This is a genomic window from Pseudomonas sp. Sample_16 (assembly GCF_004307665.1).
In the GTDB taxonomy this organism is placed as follows: Bacteria; Pseudomonadota; Gammaproteobacteria; order Pseudomonadales; family Pseudomonadaceae; genus Aquipseudomonas.
Map to the genome: position 1 here is coordinate 1 of NZ_RCOB01000075.1, position 20,763 is coordinate 20,763.

Genomic DNA, 20,763 nt, shown 5'->3' on the forward strand with positions numbered 1-20,763 from the left:
CCGGGCTTACGACTGCTGCGCAGCCGAGCGGGAGCAAGCTCCCTCGCCACGGTTCTGTGGGCCAATCATTCCCACGCAGAGCGTGGGAACGATCATCACAGTGCTGATTCCTTTGTAGTAGAGAGCTTTTGTGGCGAGGGAGCTTGCTCCCGCTGGGCAGCGAAGCGGCCCCAAAAGCGCTTGTCGCGGTGAGTCTGGTAGACCGCACTTTCCGGGCTTACGACTGCTGCGCAGCCGAGCGGGAGCAAGCTCCCTCGCCACGGTTCTGTGATCCTTCCGTCTGGATCGATAAATTTTCCTTGCCCGCCCGAACCGGTTTCGGTTATCACTTTGTACATGATTAGACAGGTTCGATTTGACAAGAAACAACGGGTGGTCGACGAACTCATCCGGCGCATCGAAAGCGGCCTCCTCGAGGACGGTTTTCAGTTGCCGGGTGAGCATCAGTTGGCTCAAGAATTCAAAGTCAGCCGCGGCACTTTGCGTGAAGCCCTGGCCGAACTGAAACGGCGCAATTACATCGCGACGCAAAGCGGGGTGGGTTCCATCGTCACCTTTGACGGTGTGGTCCTCGACCAGCGCAGCGGCTGGGCCCAAGCCCTGGCCGATAGCGGAGCGCTGGTCAATACCGAGGTGCTGCGGCTGGAGGCGGTGACTCGCCCCGACCTGCTGTCGCGGTTCGGCACTGACCAATTCATCACGCTCGACCGTCGCCGCCGTTCCAACGACGGTACGCTGGTTTCCCTCGAACGCTCGCTAATGCCCGCCACCGGAGGCCTGGAAAGCCTGCCGCGGGTCGGTCTGATCGACAATTCCCTGACCATCACCCTGGCTGCCTATGGCTACATCGGTGAGCGTGGCGATCAATGGATCGGCGCCGAACCATTGAATGAACTGGATGCCGAGTTGCTGGGGCGCCCGGTCGGCACGGTCTTTCTCAAGGCGCTGCGTACAACTTACGACCGACAGAACCGCTTCATGGAGCAAGTGGAAAGTTTGCTCGACCCTGTGCATTTCCGTCTGCACCTGCAATTTGGAACGTCGAAATGACTGCGCTCAACCGTGCCTTGGGCGCGTTCTACGGTCTGGCTTTGGGCGATGCCCTGGGCATGCCGACGCAATCGTTGAGTCGTGCTGCAATCCAGGCGCGTTTTGGCCAAATCACTGACCTTGAAGATGCCGGCCCAGATCAACCGATCGCCGCCAACATGCCCAAAGGCTCGATCACCGATGACACCGAACAGGCTATCCTGGTCGGCCAGTTGCTGATCGAGGGCGAAGGTCGCATCGAACCGTCGGTGCTTGCCCAGCGCTTGATCGATTGGGAAGCGGTGATGCAGGCCAAGGGCTCGCAGGATCTGCTCGGTCCTTCGACCAAGCGCGCCATCGAGATGATCCTCGCGGGTCATTCACCGGAAGAGGCGGGGCGCTACGGCACCACCAATGGCGCGGCGATGCGCATTACGCCGGTCGGGATCGCGGCGGATGTTGTCGATCCGCAGCGTTTCATTGAAGCGGTCGTGCAGGCCTGCCAGGTCACCCACAACACCACGCTGGGGATTTCAAGCGCGGCGGCGGTGGCGGCGGTGGTGTCCGCCGGGATCAATGGCATGGACCTGGGCGAAGCATTGAACCTCGGTCAGCAAATCGCCCAGCAAGCAGAAACCCATGGTCACTGGGTCGCCGGCGGACGCATTGCCTCGCGCATCAGTTGGGCGCGGAGCATCAGCGTTGACAGCGACAAAGCGCTGCTGGCGGATCTGATGTACGACGTGATCGGTACGTCGGTGGCTTCGCAGGAGTCGGTGGTGGTGTCGTTTGCCCTGGCCCAGCAGGTGGCCATCGGCGAAATGAATGCCTTCGAAGCGTTGTGCATGGCCGCCAGCCTTGGCGGTGACACCGACACCATCGCAGCGATTCTCGGCGCGATGCTTGGGGCCTGCCTGGGCCTTGAGAGTTGGCCGGTCGAGATGATCGACAAGGTCAAGGTCGTCAATGATCTGGAGCTTGAGCCTTTGGTGCAAGGGCTGCTGGTTCTGCGCTGATTTTTGGATCAAGCCGATATTCTGTGGCGAGGGAGCTTGCTCCCGCTCGGCTGCGCAGCAGTCGTAAACGCTGACGACTCGGTGTGCCTGCTTCACTACTGTCGCAGGTCTTGGGGTCGCTTCGCGGCCCAGCGGGAGCAAGCTCCCTCGCCACAGGGCTGTAGTGTCGATATCCGATTTGCCCACAACCACAAAAATGGCAACAGGAGCATTTTTCATGAGTTCATCAAACGCCGGGCAAAGTGCCGGGCAACTGGAAACACGCGGCATCGAACCGGTGCCGGAATCCGAGTGCAATGGTCATCCGTTGCAACTGTTCTGGGTCTGGTTTGCCGCCAACATTTCCATCCTCGGCCTGCCATTGGGTGCGACCCTCGTGGCCTTTCGCGGTTTGGCGATCTGGCAGGCAATCATCGTTGCGATCCTCGGCGCCGCCGGTTCATTTGCGGTGGTCGGCATCATCTCGATCGCCGGTCGTCGCGGCCGCGCACCGAGCCTGACCTTGTCGCGAGCGATCTTCGGCGTACGCGGCAATATCGGCCCGACCCTGGTTTCGCTGATGTCGCGGCTGGGCTGGGAAACCGTCAACACCACCACCGCCGCGTTCGTGCTGCTCTCACTGTGCTCGATCCTGTTCGGCTCGCCGGTGGAAGCGAAAAGTGCGCCTGCGCTGACGCTGCTGTTCATCGCGATTTTCGTCTTGTTGACCTTGTCGGTGTCCGGCCTCGGTCATGCGACATTGCTGGTCATTCAGAAATGGGCGACCTACGTCTTCGGCGCGCTGAATATTCTGGTCGGCGGCTTCCTCTGCGCCACCATCGACTGGAGCGCGGTGTTCAACGCTACGCCTGCGCCGATCAGCGCGATGATCATCGGCATCGGCACCATGGCGGCCGGCACCGGGATCGGTTGGGCCAATGCCGGTGCGGACATGTCGCGCTATCAGCACCGCAGCGTCAAAGCCGTACGCCTGGTGGCTTCGGCGGCATTCGGTGCGGGGATTCCGCTGGTGCTGCTGATCACCCTCGGCGGCCTGCTGTCGGTGGGCAACAATGACTTGGCCCAGGCTACTGACCCGATCATCGCGATCCGCGACATGCTGCCGACCTGGATGGCCGTGCCGTACCTGATCACTGCTTTTGGTGGCTTGCTGCTGTCGAACAATCTGTCGGTGTATTCCGCCGGTTTGACCACGCTGACGCTCGGGCTCAAGGTCAAGCGCGTCTACGCCGTGGTGGTCGACATCGTCGCGATCTTTGCTGGCTCGATTTACTTCATGCTGATCGCCGACAGTTTCTACGGCCCGTTCATTACCTTCATTTCTTTGCTGGCGGTGCCGATCACGGCATGGGTCGGGATCTTTGTGGTCGACCTGATTCATCGGCATTACTACAGTCCCAAGGACTTGCTGGATGTCAGCCCGAGCAGCGCTTATTGGTATCGCGGCGGTGTGGAATGGCGCGCATTCAGCGCGTGGGCCATCGCCATCGTGCTCGGTTTCAGCTTCACCACCATCGGCACCACGGCCGAAAATGTCTGGTTCAAGGGCTTCCTGTCCGACTCGTGGCTGGGGCACAACGGCCTCGGCTGGATCGTGACTTTTGTCGTGGCTGGCGGGATTTATTTTGTACTCGGTGGGGCGAAAGACCGTCGCGCCGCGCTTACCGAGAATGCTCATGCCTAAGATGCTGCACACCGGCCAGGTCATCATCGACCTGGTGATGGCCGTGGATAAATTGCCGCAAGCAGGGGGTGACGTATTAGCGCAATCCGCCAGTTTCGAAGCCGGCGGCGGGTTTAATGTAATGGCCGCCGCGCAGCGCAACGGATTGCCGGTGGTGTACCTCGGGCGACACGGCACCGGGCGTTTCGGTGATCTGGCCCGCGACGCCATGAGCGCGGAAGGCATCCGTATCGGCATTACAGATCCGGCCGAACGTGATACCGGGTTGTGCGTCGCGATTACGGACGCCTCGGCCGAGCGTAGTTTCGTGTCCTACATCGGCGCCGAAGGCGAATTGAGCGCCGAGGATTTGGCCAGTGTCCCGGCCGAGGCGGGCGATTTTGTCTACGTCAGCGGCTACAGCCTGCTGCATGTGGGCAAGGCGCAACCGTTGGTGGACTGGGTGCTTGCGCTGCCGAAAGGTGTCAACGTGGTGTTCGATCCGGGGCCACTGGTGGATTCACCTGATGAGCCGCTGATGCAGGCGTTGCTGCCGCGCATCGACGTGTGGACCAGCAACAGCGTCGAAGCACTGAAGATTACCGGCGCTGCGGATATTGCTCAGGCACTGGATCGACTGGTCGGCTATCTACCGCAGGATGTGCTGATGGTGGTGCGTGATGGGCCGAATGGCTGCTGGATCAACCAGGGTTCCGAGCACAGGCATGTGCCGGGATTCAAGGTCGAGGCCGTGGACAGCAACGGTGCCGGTGATGCTCATGCGGGAGTGTTCATCGCCGGATTGGCCCAGGGGTTGGACGCACAGGAGGCGGCGCGTCGGGCCAATGCGGCGGCGGCATTGGCGGTCACACGCTGGGGGCCTGCGACGTCGCCCGGGTCTACAGAGGTGGATGCGTTGATCCGTAATACTTTCGGCGGCTGATCCGTCGCGATCGCCAGCAGGCTAGCTGCTAGCGATCGGGCCTTCAAATAAAAACATAAACCAGCCTTAACCAGCCTTGCGCAACGCCTCGATCAACTCCTGCTTGCGCATTGACGAGCGCCCGGGAATGTCTTTCGCCCGGGCTTCTTTCATGAGGCTGTCCACAGTCTGGGTATCGCGAGAAACTTTGCTGTTACGCGAATGACCTTCACGACTCGCCACTGCGCGCCGCGATGACTCCTTGCGATCTTCAGCCTTCGCACTGGCCGGTTTCTTGCGCCCGGAACCGCCAGCCCTTTCTCCGCCGCCGGACTGTTTGTTCACGGTTGCCCAGGCACGAGCTTCGGCTTCGTCCTTGGACACACCTTTGTTTTCGTAGCTGTCTTCGATGTGTTCGGCCTTGCGTTTTTGCTCGGCGGTGTATTTGTCTTTGCTTCCACGAGGCATGGGATTTCTCCTGGCTTCAGAGTCATTCAGACATCCAGTTTGCGTGCGGCCTCAACGCCAGCGGCGCTGAGTTTGATCGGCAGGTTCAACGAGTGTTCGCCGGCTTCGTTGCACTGCACATTGCCGTGCTGGATCAAGCCGCGGTCCTGCAATTCGGCGAGGGTGCTGGCCACGACTTTCTCCCCCCGGTAATTGTCCAGGACCTCCTTGCCCAGTCCGCTTGGATGGGCGTGCAGCAGGCGGGTGAGGACTTCTTTTTCCAGGTTTTTATCGACGTTCATGGTTACCTCTTCATGGCGATGGGTAGGTCTTGCGGCGAACTTACTGGCTCACTCCACCTTCGGAGCCTGAGCCACCGGTGGTGGTTTTCGAGCCAACGCCGGGGCCGGCGTTGTCGGGTGTTTTGGTGTCCGGCAGGTTCAGGCCGCCCTGGCGGCCCATATCGTTGCCTTGAGTCCGTGGGTCAGTACCCGTGGACGGCGGCAGGCTGTCGTCGACGCCCGTACCGTTGGTGTTCATGCCGGGGGCGCTTTGGATGGCGGGAGCCTTGGGCGGTTCGCCCGGATTGGTCGGGCCGGTGCCGGACGCGGTGGTCGCAGCGACAGCGAACGGGGAGAGCAGGGCAGCAAAGGCTAGAGCGGGCAGCCTGGACATGATCATGGTGGTGTCTCCATTGATTTAGAGTCCTTACCTGATGTTGGTCCGCCCCTGTTTCTGATTGGTGCCTGATGAACGACGAACGGTTCAGCCCGGTTGCGATGTCTCGCCACAAATCACTCACCGACTTAGTATGGCGTTTTCCACTTCTGACAAGGCACGTCCATGACGATCGAAATCCGCCCGGCGACCCCCAGCGATGCGCCGCAAATTCTCGCGTTCATCACTGAACTGGCCGACTACGAACGTGCCCGCCATGAAGTCATCGCCAGCGTCGCCGACATCGAGCGCAGTCTGTTCAGCGAAGGCGCAACGGCCCATGGTCTGATCTGCCTGCGCGATGGCTTGCCGATCGGCTTCGCGGTGTTCTTCTTCAGCTACTCCACGTGGCTGGGCAGCAACTGCCTGTACCTCGAAGACCTCTACATCACCCCCGAGCAGCGTGGTGGCGGGGCGGGCAAGACGTTGTTGCGCCATCTGGCCAAAATCGCCTGTGCCAATGACTGCGGCCGTTTTGAGTGGAGCGTGCTGGAGTGGAACACCCCCGCCATCGATTTCTACAAATCCCTGGGTGCGCAGCCGCAGGAGGAATGGGTTCGCTATCGGATGGATGGGAAGGTGTTGAGAGAGTTCGCCGAAGGTAATTGAACCGCTCTCTGTAGGCGCGAGCCTGCTCGCGAAAAAATCGCAAACACCACAGGGTTTCAGGCTTCCCCCATTATCGTTGACGACCATTGCCAGCAGGCATGCTCCTACAGGAGGCTGTCGCAGGCGATGGTTTTTTTTTGGTGTTGTTCCAATATATGGGATTGATATTTATATATTGAGATTTGCCTGCGCCAAGGTTTATAGTCCCGCTCACTCACTGCCAAAAAACAAAACAGGTGAAGCGATGCTGGCGCAATTGATCGCGCTCGATTGGGGGACAACCTCATTACGTGCTTACAAACTTGCCGAAGGCGGCCAGGTCCTTGAACAGCGCTCGCTGTCGTCGGGGATCATGCAGTTGCCCAAGGCGCCGCGACTCATCAACGGTCGTGAATGCACCGACGGTTTTGAACTGGCTTTTGACGAGGCTTGCGGCGACTGGCTCGATGCTCAGCCAGATTTGCCGGTGATAGCCTGCGGGATGGTCGGGAGCGCCCAGGGCTGGCGTGAAGCGGCCTACTGCGATACGCCGGCGAATGTCGCCAATCTCGGAACTTCCCTGCAAACCGTGCGCAGTCTGCGCGGTGTCGATGTGCATATTGTGCCGGGCGTGATTCAACGCTCGCGCCCGCCAAACGTGATGCGTGGCGAAGAAACCCAGGTACTCGGTGTTCTGCAAACGCTGGCGGACGAGGCGGGCGCCGGACTGTTGATCGGCCTGCCAGGCAGCCATTCAAAATGGGTGGAAGTTACCGATGGCTGCATCGTGCACTTCGATACCTTCATGACCGGTGAAGTCTTCGCCGTACTCAGCGAACACAGCATCCTGGGGCGCACCCAACAGCGCGGCTGCGCGTTTGATGGCGCTGCGTTCGATCGCGGGGTGCAGGTCGCGTTGTCGGCGGACGGTGAGATCGGCGTGCTGTCGACTTTGTTCAGCGCCCGCAGCCTCGGATTGACCGGCGAGCTGAGCGCTGCGGCGCAACCGGATTATCTGTCCGGCCTGTTGATCGGCCATGAACTGTCGGCCCTGGCCAATGCTCAACGGCGTCGTCGCAACAGCGTGCATCTGCCATCAATCATCCTCATCGGCAATTCCCAACTCTGCACTCGTTATAGCCGCGCCCTCGACGCTTGCGGCTTTGCCCGAGTGTCCCTGGCCGAGCAGGCCACCGAACGCGGGTTGTGGCAATTGGCGCTGGCCGCCGGCCTGATCCGGCCCAACCCAATCCGTTAAACCTGACTGGAGTCCTGACATGCTCAAACAAGCACTGGCGCAAAACGGTCTGATCGCGATCCTGCGCGGCCTGCATCCGCAAGAAGCGGCCGCCATCGGGGAAGTCCTGTACGCCGCCGGTTTCCGGGTTATCGAGGTCCCGCTCAACTCTCCTGTGCCGTACGAAAGCATTCGCATCCTGCGCGATACCTTGCCCGCCGATTGCCTGATTGGTGCGGGGACAGTGCTGACTGCGGAACAGGTCGAGCAGGTGAAAGCGGCGGGCGGGCAGGTGATCGTCATGCCCCACAGCGACCCGAAAGTCCTGCGCGCAGCGAAATCAGCCGGGCTGTACCTGTCACCGGGCGTCGCTACACCGACCGAAGCGTTCGCGGCACTGGCTGAAGGCGCGGACGTGCTGAAAATGTTCCCGGCCGAGCAGATGGGGCCGGCAGTCGTCAAAGCCTGGCTCGCGGTGCTGCCGGCCGGAACCGTCCTGTTGCCCGTCGGCGGGATTACCCCGGACAACATGCAGGCGTTCATCGACGCGGGCGTCAAAGGTTTCGGCCTCGGTTCGGGCCTGTTCAAACCGGGCATGACCCCGGAGCAAGTGGCGGCCAATGCCAAGGCCTATGTCACTGCCTGGAAAGCCCTTCGCTAAGACTTTTTTGGCGCTGCGAGCGCTGCATCTAACAAGAGAGACAATCAGATGAAAATCACCAAACTGACCACTTTCATCGTTCCACCGCGCTGGTGCTTCCTCAAGGTTGAAACCGACGAGGGCGTGACCGGCTGGGGCGAGCCCGTGGTCGAAGGTCGTGCTCACACGGTGGCGGCTGCCGTTGAAGAATTGTCCGATTACCTGATCGGCAAGGATCCGCGCAACATCGAAGACATCTGGACCGTGCTCTATCGCGGCGGTTTTTACCGGGGCGGGGCGATTCACATGAGTGCCCTGGCCGGTATCGATCAGGCGTTGTGGGACATCAAGGGCAAGGCGCTGGGCGTGTCGGTCAGCGATCTGCTGGGTGGCCAGGTTCGGGACAAGATCCGCGTGTATTCGTGGATCGGTGGTGACCGTCCGGCAGACACCGCGCGAGCAGCCAAGGAAGCGGTCAGCCGTGGTTTCACTGCAGTGAAAATGAACGGCACCGAAGAGCTGCAATTTCTCGACACCTTCGAGAAAGTCGACCTGGCCCTGGCCAATGTCGCCGCCGTGCGTGACGCGGTCGGCCCGAACGTCGGCATCGGCGTCGACTTCCATGGCCGCGTGCACAAGCCAATGGCCAAGGTACTGATGAAGGAGCTTGATCCGTACAAGCTGATGTTCATCGAAGAGCCGGTGCTCAGCGAAAACTACGAAGCGCTGAAGGAACTGGCACCGCTGACCAGCACACCGATTGCCCTCGGCGAGCGGCTGTTCTCACGCTGGGATTTCAAGCGTGTGCTCAGCGAAGGCTACGTTGACATCATTCAGCCGGATGCGTCCCATGCTGGCGGCATCACCGAAACCCGCAAGATCGCCAACATGGCCGAGGCCTACGACGTGGCGCTGGCGCTGCATTGCCCGCTCGGCCCGATTGCCCTGGCGGCGTGCCTGCAACTGGACGCTGTTTGCTACAACGCGTTCATCCAGGAACAAAGCCTGGGCATCCATTACAACGAGAGCAACGACCTGCTCGACTACATCAAAGACCCACGGGTGTTCGACTACGACAAAGGCTTCGTGAAGATCCCCAATGGCCCGGGCCTGGGCATCGAGATCAACGAGGAGTACGTGATCGAACGCGCCGCCGTCGGTCACCGCTGGCGCAACCCGATCTGGCGCCATGCCGATGGCAGTTTCGCCGAGTGGTGATCACCTCCTGAATCACCAGTAAACCTGTGGGAGCTGGCTTGCCAGCGATGACGGCCGCACATTCAACAGTGATGTGACAGATCCACCGCTATCGCTGGCAAGCCAGCTCCCACAGGGTTCAGTGCAAGGCCACAGGCCGACCTCAATAAACATAAAAAGAGGCACTCCCCATGCAACCGCAAACCCTTACCGGGCAGGCGTCGTTGGCGGCGCCCAGCCGCAAGCGTTTTTTCATCATGGTGCTGCTGTTCATCACCGTGGTGATCAACTACCTGGACCGCAGCAACCTGTCGATTGCCGCTCCGGCGCTGACCAGCGACCTGGGCATCGATCCGATTCACGTCGGCCTGATTTTCTCCGCGTTCGGCTGGACCTACGCCGCCATGCAAATCCCCGGCGGCTGGCTGGTGGACCGGGTACCGCCGCGAATCCTCTACACCGCCGCTTTGCTGCTGTGGTCGATTGCCACGGTGATGCTCGGGTTCGCTGGCAGCTTCATTGCGCTGTTCGTCCTGCGCATGGCCGTCGGTGCTCTCGAAGCACCGGCCTATCCGATCAACAGCCGCGTGGTCACCACCTGGTTCCCCGAGCGCGAACGCGCCACGGCCATCGGCTTCTACACCTCGGGACAGTTTGTCGGCCTGGCATTCCTGACGCCAGTGCTGGCCTGGCTCCAGCATGAATTCGGCTGGCACATGGTGTTCGTCACCACAGGTGCAGTGGGCATTCTCTGGGCGGTGATCTGGTACGCGGTGTATCGCGAACCACGGGATTTCAAAGGCGCCAACCAGGCTGAAATCGATCTGATCCGCGAAGGCGGCGGGCTGGTGGATATCCAGGCCGAACAAGCCAAGGTCAAGGCCAAATTCAGTTGGGCCGACCTTGGTATTGTCTTGAGCAAGCGCAAACTCTGGGGCATTTACCTTGGCCAGTTCTGCCTCAATTCGACGTTGTGGTTTTTCCTGACGTGGTTCCCGACCTACCTGGTGAAATATCGCGGCATGGACTTCATCAAGTCCGGTCTGTTGGCATCGCTGCCTTTTCTGGCGGCGTTCGTCGGCGTGTTGTGTTCCGGTTTCTTCTCCGACTTTTTGATCCGCCGTGGCTACAGCGTCGGTTTCGCCCGCAAGTTGCCAATCATCAGTGGCCTGCTGATTTCCACGTCGATCATCGGCGCCAACTTCGTCGAATCGACGCCGCTGGTGATTGCGTTCCTGGCATTGGCCTTTTTCGGCAACGGTCTGGCTTCGATCACCTGGTCGCTGGTGTCGACGCTGGCGCCGGCCCGCTTGCTGGGATTGACCGGTGGCGTGTTCAACTTCATCGGCAACCTGTCGGCCATCGCCACGCCTATCGTGATCGGCTTCCTCGCCAGCGGTGATTCCTTTGCTCCGGCGATCACCTACATTTCGGTACTGGCATTGATGGGAGCGCTGTCCTACATCTTGCTGGTGGGCAAGGTCGAGCGTATCAAGTTGTAGTCGTGCCATCCGGGCGACCATAATGCCGCCCGTTCACTCGCTCAACGGTAAAGGCTGGATATGCAGGAAGACGCCCCAAAAATCGCCAAGGACGCCGCACCGACCGGCACCCAGACACTGCTTCGCGGTTTGGGTGTGGTCCAGGCCGTGGCCAGCGGCGCCCGCGATCTCAAGGAAATCGCCCGCTTGATTGGCACCACGCGCAGCACCACTCATCGCCTGGCCAGTTGCCTGGTGGACGAGCGTTACCTGCGGGTGGTGCCGCAAGTCGGATATCTATTGGGGCCGAAGCTGATCGAGCTGGGATTCCAGGCGCGCGAAGAGTTGCCGCTGGTGACCCTGGCCGGGCCGTATCTGGATGAGTTGTCGGCGTTGACCGGCGACACCATTCACCTGGCGATCCGTGAAGGCGACGAGGTGTTGTACCTGCACAAGAATCCGGGGCGCAACGGCCCGGAAATGCGCTCGCGGGTCGGCCATCGCATGCCGTTGGCGCGCACCGGGATCGGCAAGGCGCTGATGCTCGACGACACGCCGCAAGAGTGGCAACGGCTGTACGAAGTCAGCTTGCCTGCGGGTGGGAAAAATCAGTTCTGGCCGCAGCATCCGGAGCAATCCTGGGAGCAATTTCAGCAGCGCATGATCGAGTACGTTGCCGGTGGTTACGCGTTCGACCTGGAAGACAACGAACCCTCGATCCGCTGCGTGGCCGCGCCGATTCGTGATGCCAGCAAACGCATCGTCGCCGGCATCAGCATTGCCAGCACCGTCCCCTACATGCCGCTGGAAAAAATGGCCGAGCTGATTCCTCTGATCAAAGGCGTTACAGCGCGGCTGTCGGCGGAGCTTGGCCTCAAGGTTTAAACACATTCCCCCTGTAGGAGCGGGCTTGCCCGCGATAGCGGTGGGTCAGTCGACGGCAATGTTGAATGATGAACCGTCATCGCTGGCAAGCCAGCTCCCACAGGGAGTGGTGTTATGCCCTGGATCGCAGGCAACAAAAAGGCCCCCGTTTCGGGAGCCTTGATGTTCGCGGTTCGGCTTACATGTTCGGATAAGTCGGGCCGCCAGCGCCTTCCGGCGTCACCCAGGTGATGTTCTGTGCAGGATCCTTGATGTCGCAGGTCTTGCAGTGAACGCAGTTCTGGGCGTTGATCTGGAAGCGCTTCTCGCCGTCTTCCTTGGTGATCACTTCGTACACGCCGGCCGGGCAGTAACGCTGGGCAGGCTCATCGTACAGCGGCAGGTTCTTGCTGATCGGGATGCTCGGATCGGTCAGCTTCAGGTGGCACGGTTGTTCTTCTTCATGGTTGGTGCCAGAGATGAACACCGAGCTCAGTTTGTCGAAGCTGATCTTGCCGTCCGGTTTCGGGTAGTCGATCTTCTTGCAGTCGGCCGCCAGCTTGAGGCACGCATAATCCGGCTTGGTGTCGTGCAGGGTGAACGGCAGTTTGCCACCGAAAATGTTCTGGTCCAGCCAGTTGAAACCACCGCCGACAATAGCGCCGAACTTGTGGATCGCCGGGCCGAAGTTACGGCTGGCGAACAGTTCTTCGTGCAGCCAGCTGTTCTTGAACGCATCCACGTAAGTGGTCAGCTCTTCGGTGCCGTCCTTGTCGGCGAACAGGGCGTCCGCCACGGATTCCGCCGCGAGCATGCCGGACTTCATCGCCGTGTGGCTGCCTTTGATCTTGGCGAAGTTCAGGGTGCCGAGGTCGCAACCGATCAGCGCACCGCCCTTGAAGACCATTTTCGGCAGCGAGTTCAGGCCGCCCTTGCAGATCGCACGCGCGCCGTAACTGATGCGCTTGCCGCCTTCCAGGTACTGCTTGAGCACCGGGTGATGCTTGAGGCGCTGGAACTCGTCGAACGGCGACAGGAAGGTGTTGCTGTAGGAAAGATCGACGATCAGGCCAACGACCACCTGGTTGTTTTCCAGGTGATAGAGGAAGGAGCCACCGGTGTTTTCGGTGCCCATGATGTCCATCGGCCAACCGGCGGTGTGCACCACCAGGCCTGGCTGGTGCTTGGCCGGGTCGACTTCCCAGATTTCTTTCAGGCCGATGCCGTAGTGCTGGGCGTCGGCATCGCTGTCCAGATTGAAACGCTTGATCAGTTGCTTGCCGATGTGGCCACGGCAGCCTTCGGCGAACAGCGTGTATTTGCCACGCAGTTCCATCCCCGGGGTGTACAGGCCTTCTTTGGGCTGACCTTCGCGGTCAACGCCCAGGTCACCGGTGATGATCCCGCGAACCACGCCGTTTTCATCGAACAACGCTTCCTGAGCCGCGAAGCCCGGGTAGATTTCCACCCCGAGGTTCTCGGCCTGCTGGGCCAGCCAGCGGCACAGGTTGCCCAGGGAGATGATGTAGTTGCCTTCGTTGTGCATAGTCTTGGGCACAAAGAAGTCAGGAATTTTCTGCGCGCTTTCAGCGTTCTTGAGAACGAAGATGTCGTCGCGGGTGACGGGCGTGTTCAGCGGCGCGCCGAGTTCTTTCCAGTCCGGGAACAGTTCGTTCAGGGCGCGTGGTTCAAACACGGCACCGGAGAGAATGTGAGCACCGACTTCGGAGCCTTTTTCGACCACGCAGACGCTGATTTCCTTACCGGCTTGCGCAGCCTTCTGCTTCAAGCGGCAGGCGGCGGAAAGACCAGCGGGGCCGGCACCGACGATGACCACGTCGAATTCCATGTATTCGCGTTCCACAGGCTATCTCCTACTCAAGGCTCAACAGTTTTTTTCTAATTTTGGAGGTTAGGTGTCGCATCCTTGAATCCCGGCGTAACGTCGGGAGAGGACAATCGAGTGACCACCTTTCTCTTTGGGTGGCGCATTATATCTACACCACTCTCAGGGTCCAATACAAACGTTTGTTTGAAATGGCTCAAACCCAGAGAAATCAAAGTCACGCGGCTTATGAACGGCTATTTTGCCGTATTGACCGGAATAGGTGTTCCGGTCAAGATACGGGCGGTTTTGCGCTCGCCGTAGGCTGAATGTTGGTTTCAAGAGCACCTCTAAAGACAGGGCGATGGCCTGGGCAAGTGATGCGCCGCGCGGGATTGGCGCGCAGTTTACACGCCGCGATATTGAATGACTCGTCAGTCACTGCTGACGAACGGTCATCTACATCGTGAGCGATGCTCACTTGACACTTTTTGCCGGCGTTTTTGGAGGTGCCCTTGCGCCCGATGAGCATCAACCGCCAGGTTCGCCTAGGCGACTTTCTTTTCACCGGAGAGTAACGAGGAATCCATGAAGGTTCTTGTAGCTGTCAAACGCGTTGTGGATTACAACGTCAAGGTTCGCGTCAAGGCGGACAATTCCGGCGTCGATCTTGCCAACGTCAAGATGTCGATGAACCCATTCTGCGAGATCGCCGTGGAAGAAGCCGTACGCCTGAAAGAGAAGGGTGTTGCGACTGAAATCGTCGTCGTCTCCGTCGGCCCGTCCACCGCTCAGGAGCAACTGCGCACCGCGCTGGCTCTGGGTGCCGACCGTGCCATCCTCGTCGAATCCGCCGAAGATCTGACTTCCCTGGCTGTTGCCAAACTGTTGAAAGCGGTTGTCGACAAGGAACAGCCTCAGCTGGTGATCCTTGGCAAGCAAGCGATCGACAGCGACAACAACCAGACTGGCCAGATGCTCGCTGCATTGAGCGGCTACGGTCAGGGCACCTTCGCATCGAAAGTTGAAGTGTCGGGCGACAGCGTTGCCGTGACCCGCGAAATCGACGGCGGCGCGCAGACGGTTTCCCTGAAACTGCCGGCCATCGTCACCACCGACCTGCGTTTGAACGAGCCGCGCTACGCGTCCCTGCCAAACATCATGAAAGCCAAGAAGAAGCCTCTCGAGACGCTGACTCCGGACGCTTTGGGCGTTTCCACCGCCTCCACCAACAAGACCCTGAAAGTCGAAGCGCCTGCTGCACGCAGCGCGGGTATCAAGGTCAAGTCGGTGGCTGAACTGGTCGAGAAACTGAAAAACGAAGCGAAGGTAATCTAAATGACTATCTTGGTTATTGCTGAACACGACAACAAAGTGCTGGCCCCGGCCACGCTGAACACCGTTGCTGCCGCTGCCAAAATCGGCGGCGACATCCACGTGCTGGTTGCAGGCCAAGGCGCTGGCGCCGTGGCTGAAGCCGCTGCGAAAATCGCAGGCGTGAGCAAAGTCCTGAACGCTGACAACGCCGCTTACGCGCATCAGCTGCCGGAAAACATTGCTCCACTGGTCGCAGAGCTTGGCAAGGGCTACAGCCACATCCTGGCTGCCGCCACTTCCAACGGCAAAAACATCCTACCGCGCGTTGCCGCTGCACTGGACGTTGACCAGATCTCCGAGATCATTTCGGTAGAAAGCGCCGACACCTTCAAGCGTCCGATCTACGCCGGTAACGCCATCGCGACCGTTCAATCGAACGCTGCAGTGAAAGTGATCACCGTGCGTGCCACCGGTTTCGACCCGGTTGCCGCTGAGGGTGGTTCGGCTGCCGTTGAAGCGGTTGCTGTTGCTCACGACGCTGGCATCTCCAGCTTCGTCGGCGAAGAGCTGGCCAAGTCCGATCGTCCGGAACTGACCGCTGCCAAGATCGTCGTTTCCGGCGGCCGCGGCATGCAGAACGGCGACAACTTCAAACACCTGTACGCCCTGGCCGACAAGCTGGGCGCTGCCGTTGGTGCTTCGCGCGCCGCGGTCGACGCAGGTTTCGTACCCAACGACATGCAGGTCGGCCAGACCGGCAAGATCGTTGCGCCACAGCTGTACATCGCCGTCGGTATCTCCGGCGCGATCCAGCACCTGGCCGGCATGAAAGACTCCAAAGTGATCGTTGCGATCAACAAGGACGAAGAAGCGCCGATCTTCCAGGTGGCCGATTACGGTCTGGTGGCGGACTTGTTCGAAGCCATCCCTGAGCTGGAGAAGCTGGTCTAATCCGGCCGCTTCACTTATAAAGAGCCCGACCGTTTGGTCGGGCTTTTTTTTTGTATTTTTGCCCTGTAGAAGCGAGCCTGTCGAATCGTCGCACCGTCGCGATGGACGTCAACGATGACGTGGCGATCCTGGATACACGCGGTGCATTTGAGACCATCGCGAGCGGGCTCGCTCCTACAGGATATAAACGGTCTTAACCGGAGTGCATTGCCATGGATCTGCGTCTCGCGTGGAGTTTGCTGGGTTTGGCGCTGTTGCCCACGCTGTCCGTAGCAGCAGGCAAGTGCGAGCGCCTGGTTGTGACCGGTAGCCCCGATGCGCCGCCGTATCTGTGGCAAGACCCGGAAAACCCCAAACATCTGATCGGCGCAAGTGTCGATCTTTTGCAGCAAGTGGCAGGGGAGTTGGGCATCAAGGTCGAGGTGCTTTACGCCGGCAAACGTTCACAGGCGCTGGATGAAGTTCGCAGTGGTCGCATGGATATGCTGGCCGACGCTCCATTGACAGTCAGTGAACTGGAGTCCCTGGATTACATTCATCCACCCTTGCTGGAAAACGATTATCTGGTCTGGACCCGCAAAGATTCGCCACTGGTCTACAACGACGTGCAGGACCTGCAAGGGCATCCTGGCGCTTTGTCGGAAAAGTCTCGCTTGACCCAGGCTTTTGGCACATTTGCCGAGCAGAAATTGACGCTTACCCGCACAGCCAATTTGACTCAGGCCTTTCAGAAACTACTGCTGGGCGAGGTGGAATTTGTCCTGGCCGGACGTTACTCCGGCATGGCGATGGCGCAGACATTGGGCATGGCCAACGACCTGATCGGCCGAGCGCAACCGGTCGACAGACCCGGGCTGTTTCTGGCGGTTTCCCATAACTCGGCATGCAACGATCCCTGGTTGCGCGGACAGCTGGCCAAAAAGATGACAGAATTGCCCGCGTCCGGGCTGACGGAGGCTGTGCTGTTGCGCAATATCGAGCGCTGGAACGCTCAACGTTCTCAACGGCAGAAACAACCTGTCAGCGCCCCAAAACTGTAGGGATTTTTAGTGAGTATTCGACCTCTTTTCGCTGCCCTGGCCATTCTGGCTCTGGCGGGTTGTGCAGCCGATCCGGCGCCGAATGAACAAATGCGCCTCACCGAACAGGCGCTCGAACAAGCCAAGGCTGTGGGCGCAACGGCCGACGACGTGCCGGAAATGAAACTGGCGCAAGACAAGTTCAAGCGAGCCAAGGGCAGCATGGACGACCAGTCCTACAAGAATGCGCGGATGCGGGCCGAGCAGGCCGAACTGGATGCGCGTCTGGCTGAGGCTCGGGTCTTGACCCTCAAGAGCGAGGAACAGTTGGACGTACTCAACACCCGCATCACTCGTCTGCGCAAGCAGTTGGGAGATGCCCAATGAACCTCAAGTCAACAGTGCTCGGTGGTTTGATTCTGGCTGGATGCGCGAGCCTCTACGGTTGCGCCGGTCAGCACAGCGAGGCGGCGTTGCAGCAGGCCGGTAGCGATTTCCAGAAGGTCAAGGAAGACTCCAATGTGCTGCGAATCGCGCCCAAGGATGTGATTCGTGCCGGTGAATCCCTGGCACGTGCCGACCGTCTGTCCACTTACTGGGGCAGTGGTTCTGACGTGGTGCATTACGCGTATCTGAGCCAGCGCTACAGCGAAATTGCCCGCGAGCACACCAATCAGGTGCTTAACGAAGAGCGTGCAGCCAAGCTCGAACTGGAGCGTCAGCGTCTGCAATTGGCCTTGCGCGAATCCAAGCTGCTCAGTGTGCAGCAGCAGGGCAAATGGCTTGAAGAGCAGATCGTGGCCTTGGCCACGACGCAGACTGACCGTGGCCTGGTGATGACCCTGGGCGATGTGCTGTTCGATACCGGTCAGGCAGAGCTGAAGAGCTCCGCCAACCGCGTAGTGTTGAAGATCGTGCAGTTCCTGCAGCTCAACCCCAAACGCGTCGTGCGCATCGAAGGCTATGCCGACAGTACCGGCGGCAAACAGGAAAACCTCAAGCTGTCCCGTGACCGTGCGCAATCGGTCGCTGATGTGTTGATGGACCTGGGCATCGATGACAAACGGATCAAAGTCGAAGGTTATGGCGATGAATACCCGGTAGATGCGAACGCCTCCGAAAGGGGCCGTGCGCAGAACCGCAGGGTGGAAATTGTGTTCTCCGACGAAAAGGGCCAGCTCGGCGCCGCCCGCTAAAGGGTTGCGTTACTGGAAAGCCCGGCCTGCCAGACAGCGCCGGGTTTTTTTATGCCTGCCAGATACCCCGCAAAAACAGTACAGTTTTTGCTGACACTGCACTGTACTGTCGACTATTGTGACAACTGTCCCAGTACACTTCCAAACTGTTCCGGTATTGTTTCACACAAGAATAAAATGCCCGTGAAATCGAGTGCTGCGTCATGACCAATCTCTTGCTCTACCAACGTATTGCTCAACAGCTGGCAGAAGACATCCGCCGTGGTGTCTATCAACCCGGCGAGCGCGTGCCTTCGGTGCGCAAGATGAGCTCGCAGCTCAATGTCAGCCATGCCACGGTTTTGCAGGCGTACGCCAATCTCGAGGATCAGGGCCTGATCCGCGCCCGGCCGCAGTCCGGTTACTACGTGCACCAGACGCCGGCCCTGACCGCGCCAACCCCGGATATCGCCCGGGTCGAGCGTCCGGGTCTGGTTACGCGCAGCAGTATCATCCAGCAGGTGTTGGTCGAATCGCGCCGCGAAGGTGTGTTCCCTTTGGGCGCCGCTGTGCCGAGTGTCGATTATCTGCCGGTACGGGCACTGCATCAGCAATTGGCCAAAGTCACCCGATTCCATAGTCCTCGCGCGTTCAGCTACATGTTCAGTCCCGGTTTCGAACCGTTACGCCGACAGGTGGCAATCCGCATGCGCGATGCCGGTGTGGTGGTCGATCCTTCGGAAGTGGTTATCACCCACGGTTGCGTTGACGCCTTGCAGATGTCTCTGCGGGTGCTGACCCGGCCCGGCGATCTGATTGCCGCCGAGTCACCGACTTACTACGGTCTGTTGCAATTGGCCGACCTGCTGGGCCTCAAAGTCATCGAAATCCCTAGCGACCCGTCCACCGGCATGAGTCTCGAGGCCCTGCAACTGGCGGCCAACCAATGGTCGATCAAGGCCCTGGTACTGACCACCCGCCTGAGTAATCCGCTCGGTGGCACCATGCCCGAGGAGCGGCAGAAGCAGCTGCTGCGCCTGGCGTCGGACTTCGATATCCAGATTGTCGAGGATGATATCTACGGCGAATTGATGTTCGAACAGGGGCGCACCAAATCCCTCAAGGCCTATGACCGCCTGGATCGGGTGATCTACTGTTCGAGTTTCTCCAAGACCCTGTCACCGGGCGTGCGCATTGGCTGGATGATCGCCGGCAAGTACCAACAGGAAATTCAGCGGTTGCAGACATTCAGCACCCACTCGGCCTGCAGCGTCACGCAGATGGGCATTGCCGCTTATCTGGAAAATGGCGGTTACGACCGCCATTTGCGCTACATCCGCCAGGAGTACCGCAAGAACCTCAGCGCCTTCCAGCTCGCGGTGCAGCAGTACTTCCCCGAGGGCACGCAAATGACGCGGCCGACGGGCGGCTTCATTTTGTGGGTGAGTCTGCCAGGGCGGGTCAACACCCAGGAATTGCACGTGCGTGCGTTGCAGCAAGGCATCAGCATCGCGCCGGGGCTGATTTTCAGTAACACCGAGCAATTCAATCACTGTATCCGTCTCAACTGCGGGATCCCATGGAACCGCGAGGCCGAGCGCGCATTGATGACCCTGGGCATGCTGGCCACACAGCTTTGCCAGGAGATGGCCGGCGGCTTTTGATGTGGCGGGCAGGTTAATCCTGCCCACGCTTGTCATGGCGCCTGCAACAGGAGAGCATATGGCCCCGCTGTCGATTGCGCGATGTGCGCCGTTGGATCCATGAAATCGATTTTTTCTACCACCTGTTTGTTGATCTGCCTGTTCATCAGCGCTCAGCCGGTATTCGTTCTGGCCGCTTCTGTTCAAGAAAAGCCGGCAGCGAGCACTTCAACGAAAAAAGCGGCGCCCGCGAAAAAAACTGCACCGGTCCAGAAGAAAACGGCGGCGGTGAAAAAGCGCCCGCCGATTGCATCCAAGTCGAAACAGGCCAGTGAAGTGGTGAAAACCCAACTTCCTTCAGCCAACCTGGATCTAAGCCTGCCCAAGGATATGGTTGAGGAGCTTGATCCCGTCGGCACTGTGCCGTTGCCTAAGCGCGAACCTGTGTTACCACAAATGTTCGGTGACAAAAGCAGCCAGTTCCAGCTCAACGGTCGTTTGATCAGTAACGAAATGCAGTTGCAATTGCGTAATGAAGTACGCCATGAAGTCGACGGCGCGGCGCTGGAGTTTGAGTTCAAGCGATAAGTCGACTCTATTCGCAACCCGCAGGGCAGACGCTTTGTCGGAGACTGGGCGGTCACGCCTCCGTTCGGGTAAAAACCCATGGACGGGTAATTTAAAACAACTGTTTTAGCGGTTACTCTGTGCCCCGTCCTTTTATACATTGCTCGTCGTGAGGTGCTTGTCGTCATGAAATGCCGTGAGGGCTGTGGCGCTTGTTGCATTGCCCCTTCCATCAGTTCGCCGATTCCCGGAATGCCACAAGGCAAAGCCGCGGGGGAGCGCTGCCTGCAATTGTCTGCCGACAATCTGTGCAATATTTTCGGCAAACCGGAGCGCCCGGCCGTGTGTTCGGCCTTCGAGGCCGACGTCGAGGTGTGTGGCAGCAGCAGTGAAGAAGCGATCAGGCTGATTGGCTGGTGGGAGCAGATGACGGCGGCGTAATGTGTCAACGAACGGAATTTCAAC

General features: G+C 59.7%; 22 protein-coding genes. 18 read left to right on the plus strand and 4 right to left on the minus strand.

Going from position 1 to position 20,763, the window contains the following annotated elements; genetic code table 11:
• Positions 1–336: 336 nt before the first annotated feature.
• From D8U69_RS11540 to D8U69_RS11555, 4 genes are all read left to right on the plus strand, one after another.
• Complete coding sequence (locus D8U69_RS11540; protein ID WP_056855918.1) at positions 337–1,050, plus strand: GntR family transcriptional regulator; 714 nt, start codon at positions 337–339, stop codon at positions 1,048–1,050.
• Positions 1,047–2,045 carry an ADP-ribosylglycohydrolase family protein gene (locus D8U69_RS11545; RefSeq protein ID WP_130907330.1) on the plus strand — a complete coding sequence of 333 codons (999 nt, stop codon included), beginning with the start codon at positions 1,047–1,049 and terminating at the stop codon, positions 2,043–2,045. The genes D8U69_RS11540 and D8U69_RS11545 overlap by 4 nt, the downstream gene beginning before the upstream one ends.
• 217 nt (positions 2,046–2,262) lie before the next feature.
• Positions 2,263–3,729, plus strand: coding sequence for a cytosine permease (locus D8U69_RS11550; protein WP_130904421.1), 1,467 nt, complete (start codon positions 2,263–2,265; stop codon positions 3,727–3,729).
• The gene (locus tag D8U69_RS11555; RefSeq protein WP_056855915.1) at positions 3,722–4,651 is read left to right on the plus strand and encodes a PfkB family carbohydrate kinase; all 930 of its coding nucleotides are present in this window, start codon (positions 3,722–3,724) and stop codon (positions 4,649–4,651) included. Before D8U69_RS11550 ends, D8U69_RS11555 begins: the two co-directional genes overlap by 8 nt.
• A gap of 66 nt (positions 4,652–4,717) precedes the next feature.
• Here the strand turns inward: D8U69_RS11555 and D8U69_RS11560 are convergent, their stop codons facing one another.
• Genes D8U69_RS11560 through D8U69_RS11570 form a run of 3 tightly spaced genes read right to left on the minus strand, consistent with a single transcriptional unit; the run spans position 4,718 to position 5,758 of the window.
• A complete protein-coding gene (locus D8U69_RS11560) occupies positions 4,718–5,098 on the minus strand; it encodes a Rho termination factor N-terminal domain-containing protein (RefSeq protein WP_130907331.1) in 381 nt (126 codons plus the stop codon).
• Positions 5,099–5,124: 26 nt separating this feature from the next.
• Positions 5,125–5,379, minus strand: a complete 255-nt coding sequence (locus D8U69_RS11565; protein ID WP_130904420.1) for a hypothetical protein — start codon at positions 5,377–5,379, stop codon at positions 5,125–5,127.
• A 40-nt stretch (positions 5,380–5,419) separates the two neighbouring features.
• On the minus strand, positions 5,420–5,758 hold the full coding sequence (locus D8U69_RS11570) for a hypothetical protein (RefSeq protein WP_130907332.1): 339 nt from the start codon (positions 5,756–5,758) through the stop codon (positions 5,420–5,422).
• 162 nt (positions 5,759–5,920) lie between these two features.
• Between D8U69_RS11570 and D8U69_RS11575 the strand changes: the two genes are divergently transcribed.
• From D8U69_RS11575 to D8U69_RS11600, 6 genes are all read left to right on the plus strand, one after another.
• A complete protein-coding gene (locus tag D8U69_RS11575; RefSeq protein ID WP_056855912.1) occupies positions 5,921–6,403 on the plus strand; it encodes a GNAT family N-acetyltransferase in 483 nt (160 codons plus the stop codon).
• 244 nt (positions 6,404–6,647) lie between these two features.
• Positions 6,648–7,640 (plus strand): 2-dehydro-3-deoxygalactonokinase, encoded by a 993-nt coding sequence (locus D8U69_RS11580; protein ID WP_130907333.1) that lies wholly within the window; start codon positions 6,648–6,650, stop codon positions 7,638–7,640.
• Positions 7,641–7,659: 19 nt separating this feature from the next.
• Complete coding sequence (locus D8U69_RS11585; RefSeq protein WP_056855910.1) at positions 7,660–8,280, plus strand: 2-dehydro-3-deoxy-6-phosphogalactonate aldolase; 621 nt, start codon at positions 7,660–7,662, stop codon at positions 8,278–8,280.
• A gap of 48 nt (positions 8,281–8,328) precedes the next feature.
• Positions 8,329–9,477, plus strand: coding sequence for a galactonate dehydratase (gene dgoD / locus D8U69_RS11590; RefSeq protein ID WP_056855909.1), 1,149 nt, complete (start codon positions 8,329–8,331; stop codon positions 9,475–9,477).
• Between the two features lie 170 nt (positions 9,478–9,647).
• Entirely contained in the window at positions 9,648–10,958 is a 1,311-nt protein-coding gene (locus D8U69_RS11595) for an MFS transporter (protein WP_056855908.1), read from the plus strand.
• Positions 10,959–11,018: 60 nt separating this feature from the next.
• Positions 11,019–11,822, plus strand: a complete 804-nt coding sequence (locus D8U69_RS11600) for an IclR family transcriptional regulator (protein WP_103405745.1) — start codon at positions 11,019–11,021, stop codon at positions 11,820–11,822.
• 178 nt (positions 11,823–12,000) lie between these two features.
• Here D8U69_RS11600 and D8U69_RS11610 read toward each other — a convergent pair whose 3' ends face one another.
• Positions 12,001–13,665, minus strand: coding sequence for an electron transfer flavoprotein-ubiquinone oxidoreductase (locus D8U69_RS11610; protein ID WP_056855906.1), 1,665 nt, complete (start codon positions 13,663–13,665; stop codon positions 12,001–12,003).
• Between the two features lie 549 nt (positions 13,666–14,214).
• On the opposite strand from D8U69_RS11610, the gene D8U69_RS11615 reads away from it, so the two are divergent.
• The 8 genes from D8U69_RS11615 to D8U69_RS11650 all read left to right on the plus strand — a co-directional run bounded on the left by D8U69_RS11615 (position 14,215) and on the right by D8U69_RS11650 (position 20,739).
• Positions 14,215–14,964 carry an electron transfer flavoprotein subunit beta/FixA family protein gene (locus tag D8U69_RS11615; RefSeq protein ID WP_130907334.1) on the plus strand — a complete coding sequence of 250 codons (750 nt, stop codon included), beginning with the start codon at positions 14,215–14,217 and terminating at the stop codon, positions 14,962–14,964.
• Positions 14,965–15,894: an FAD-binding protein gene (locus D8U69_RS11620; protein WP_130907335.1), complete on the plus strand. Its 930-nt coding sequence runs from the start codon at positions 14,965–14,967 to the stop codon at positions 15,892–15,894.
• A gap of 212 nt (positions 15,895–16,106) precedes the next feature.
• On the plus strand, positions 16,107–16,934 hold the full coding sequence (locus D8U69_RS11625) for a transporter substrate-binding domain-containing protein (protein ID WP_056856492.1): 828 nt from the start codon (positions 16,107–16,109) through the stop codon (positions 16,932–16,934).
• A 9-nt stretch (positions 16,935–16,943) separates the two neighbouring features.
• Positions 16,944–17,300: a DUF4398 domain-containing protein gene (locus tag D8U69_RS11630; RefSeq protein ID WP_056856491.1), complete on the plus strand. Its 357-nt coding sequence runs from the start codon at positions 16,944–16,946 to the stop codon at positions 17,298–17,300.
• The gene (locus tag D8U69_RS11635; RefSeq protein WP_130904416.1) at positions 17,297–18,109 is read left to right on the plus strand and encodes an OmpA family protein; all 813 of its coding nucleotides are present in this window, start codon (positions 17,297–17,299) and stop codon (positions 18,107–18,109) included. Before D8U69_RS11630 ends, D8U69_RS11635 begins: the two co-directional genes overlap by 4 nt.
• Positions 18,110–18,312: 203 nt before the next feature.
• Positions 18,313–19,752, plus strand: coding sequence for a PLP-dependent aminotransferase family protein (locus D8U69_RS11640; RefSeq protein ID WP_020799971.1), 1,440 nt, complete (start codon positions 18,313–18,315; stop codon positions 19,750–19,752).
• A gap of 99 nt (positions 19,753–19,851) precedes the next feature.
• The gene (locus tag D8U69_RS11645; RefSeq protein ID WP_056856894.1) at positions 19,852–20,319 is read left to right on the plus strand and encodes a hypothetical protein; all 468 of its coding nucleotides are present in this window, start codon (positions 19,852–19,854) and stop codon (positions 20,317–20,319) included.
• A 165-nt stretch (positions 20,320–20,484) separates the two neighbouring features.
• Positions 20,485–20,739: a YkgJ family cysteine cluster protein gene (locus D8U69_RS11650; protein ID WP_130904160.1), complete on the plus strand. Its 255-nt coding sequence runs from the start codon at positions 20,485–20,487 to the stop codon at positions 20,737–20,739.
• The last annotated feature ends 24 nt before the right edge of the window (positions 20,740–20,763 follow it).